2 pseudogenes are annotated in these 2,023 nt (G+C 15.6%); one reads left to right on the forward strand and one right to left on the reverse strand.

Features of this window, described 5'->3' with window-relative positions:
- Positions 1 to 647 (forward strand): annotated as a pseudogene (locus U744_RS0104040) (restriction endonuclease subunit S); the annotation flags it as partial.
- Positions 648 to 1,400: 753 nt separating this feature from the next.
- Here the strand turns inward: U744_RS0104040 and U744_RS04760 are convergent.
- Positions 1,401 to 2,023, reverse strand: a pseudogene (locus U744_RS04760) (hypothetical protein); the annotation flags it as partial.

The following is a 2,023-nucleotide window of genomic DNA, read 5'->3' on the forward strand; positions in this document are numbered from 1 at the left end:
TTCCTTCACTTGAAATTCAAAGATCAATAATTGATATTATTGAACCACTAGAAAAAATAAATAAAGTAATTTTTTCTAATAAATTAAAAATTGAAAAAATCATCACTATGATATATAATTTATTTCCTAAAAAATATATAAATTTAAATGAAATATCTAATATATTAAATAATAAATATTTAAATCAAGAATTTTATTGTGAAACAAAAAATATTGGCGAACTATCAATAAATAAATTAAATTTAAAAAAAATAAATAAATTTAACAAACCCTCAAGAGCTGATCTAACAGTTGCTAAAAATTCAATAATTGTTTCTAAAATAATTGGTGAAAATAAAATATTAGCAATAGATGATTATGAAAATGTTGTTTTTTCAACTGGTTTTTTAAACATTCAATCAAAAAATCAAAAAAATGATCATTTAATAGCTTTTTTACTTTCAAAAGATTTTATATTTCAAAAAAAATCTCTTGAAACTGGGACTTTAATGGCTTCAATAAATTTAAACAATTTTAAAAAAATAAAAATTAAAAAAGATTATTTTAATAGCAATGTTATTTTTGAAACTTTATCTAAACTTGTAAAATTAGAATTTTTATACTCACAATTAATGAGTAAAATTTTAATTTATTTAAATTATTTTTAAGAAATAAAAATTTTGCTTAGAATTTTTTCAAATTTTTAGTATTAATTATAATATCTTTGAAAATTTTGTTATACATCTCTTTATAAATTAAATTTTCTCTTAAAAAAATTTTGCTGTTTTATACTTTGTTTGATTTAAAATACTAATAATTTTAAATATTTTGTATTTACCATTTTTTAGTAAAATTATTTTTTTTGAAACTATACTTTTTGTTAATTTTAAAAGATAAATATAATATTTTTCATTTTCTAAATTTTAATTTTTTATGTGGATAAATAAAACTTGAAAATGTAATAAACATCCATAAAGTGAATGTGAAAATTAATAAAGAAAAATACAATATTTACTCTTTTAAAGTAGAAGGTAATGTTATTATATTTGAAAAATTAATATCTTTGATTTTGATGGCCACACATATTAGTGACAAGGAATAAAAAATATGTAGAAACAATAAAATATATAAATAAAAAATTTTCAACTACTGCATTTTTTTAGAAGAAATTGATAATTCTTTTATCTAACTTATATTTTTTATATATTAAAAAATTTAGAAAAAATTTAAATTTTATTGCAAAAGAATCAGCTCAAGGATTTTTTCAAAAGAAAGATATTTTAAATTTTGAAATAAAAAGAATAAATAAAAAAGATCTAAATTTGTTTAGAAATTCTCTTGATAATATTCAAAAAATATTGTTTTTTATTCAAAACAATATAGATTAAATTAATATTTAAAATCAAAAAATAACAAAATTGTTAGTTAAAATTAATTAATAGTTTAATAGATTTTTGCTTTAAAAGATAAATTTGTTTTAAAAATAATTTTAATTTTAATCAAAAATTATAAATGAATTTATAAAACAATATTTTTCTGTAATCAAAATATATCATTTTATTTTTTGCACTACTGCAATGTAAAATAGTTGTTCCTTTACAATTTTGTTTTATTATTTTTTGATTTCATTTATTTATTAAATTTAAATAAATTTCAAAATTTGAAATTATTTTTGAAGTTAAATGATATGCATAACCATTAAATCCTTCCAAGTCATTTTTAACTAAACCTGGAGTTGCATCAAGTGATAATAAAATATCTCCAAAATTTACATTTTTTTTATTTAAAATATATTTATTAACATTATTGTTCATAGCTGAAATATTTATAAAAATATTTTTTTCTATACCATTTTCTGAAAACATATCACCTTTATTAAAATTTACTATTTTTTCTAAAAAAACATTAGTTTTAAATTTATTGATATTTGAAAAATTTTTAATTGAATTGTTAATTTTAGAAATTAAATTATTTATAATATTTTCAATTTTATTAATTGGTTCAATAATATCAATTATTGATCTTTGAATTTCAAGTGAAGGAA

Source organism: Mycoplasmopsis cricetuli ATCC 35279 (assembly GCF_000526955.1).
Classification (GTDB): Bacteria; Bacillota_I; Bacilli_A; order Mycoplasmatales; family Metamycoplasmataceae; genus Mycoplasmopsis; species Mycoplasmopsis cricetuli.